Source organism: Arhodomonas sp. KWT, from assembly GCF_010993615.1.
In genome coordinates, this window is the sequence record NZ_WNXE01000549.1 from 1 (window position 1) to 1,085 (window position 1,085).

General features: G+C 75.2%; 2 protein-coding genes. Both read right to left on the reverse strand.

The features are described 5' to 3' along the window. On the reverse strand, window positions 1-838 hold an 838-nt coding region (locus G7A99_RS20625), incomplete at its 3' end, for a ribonuclease H-like domain-containing protein (RefSeq protein ID WP_163143744.1). Beyond that, the coding region (locus tag G7A99_RS20630; RefSeq protein WP_163143746.1) for a Zn-binding domain-containing protein at window positions 816-1,085 on the reverse strand (270 nt) is incomplete at its 5' end. The genes G7A99_RS20630 and G7A99_RS20625, both read right to left, overlap by 23 nt.

Here is a 1,085-nt window from a genome sequence, read left to right on the forward strand (position 1 = left end):
CGAAGACCTCCCCCAGCACCGGCCACAGTGCCGCCAGCGAGAGGAGGTCCCGACGGTTGTGATCCAGCACCGCCGGCAGCCGTTCGGTGGTTCCGCCATGCAGCAGCTCGGACCACACCAGCGGCGCCTGGTTCCCGGGCAGATCGTCGTCCCGGCGGAAGCCGAGCAGGCGCGCCTCCGCGGTGGCGAGCCGGCAGTCCGGCCACGTCCGGCGGAAGAGCCGGCGCACCGGGTGCAGGAGGTCCGCGTGGCCGGTCCGTTCAAGGGGGTGGTACTGCCGGGCCAGGCGGAAACGGTCGCGCAGCAGCGGCGCGTCGAAGGACTTGCCGTTGTAGCTGACGAGGACGTCGTCGCCGCCCAGTGCATCGCGCACAGCGGCGAGCATGGCCGCCTCGCCAGCGAACGCCGTGATCAGGTACTGCTCCAGCGCCAGCGCCGTGCCATCCAGGCGCGCCAGGCCGACGAGGTAGGCCACCGTGCCGGTGCCGCCGGCGAGACCGCTGGTCTCGGTGTCGATGAACACCGCGGAGCGGCCGGGGAACGCCCCCACGCCGGGCAGCGCGACGGCGTCGCCGACGCGGCCCAGGGCCACGTGGCCGTGCGCGCTCTCCAGCGGGATGCGCTGGCGCACGCGCACCAGCGAGTCCGCCACCACCTCACCGCCGACGCACGCGGCGACGTCCGCCGCCGGCACCGGCCCCGCCGCCGCACCCGGGCGCCGACGGCCGCCGTCAAGGCGACGCAGGCGCTCGCGCAGGGCGTCGTCGCCCCCGCGCTCGGGGGCGTCGTCCGTGCCGGCCTGGCGCCGGAGGGTGTCAAGACGCGCGCGGAGACTCATCACCGATGAACAGCTCGAGCACGGTCAGCGCCGCCTGTCGGGGCGAGAACCCGCGCTGGTCCTCCGAGGCGAGGATCGGGCCGACACAGCCTGGGCAGCCGTGCTCACAGCCGCAGGCCGCCACGAGATCCCGCGCATCCGCCGCCACGGCGTGACGCTGGCCGAACAGCGGCTCGGAGAGGCCGACGCCGCCGGGGTAGTTGTCGTACAGGAACACCGCGGGGCGGAAGTGGCGCTCCGCCTCCGG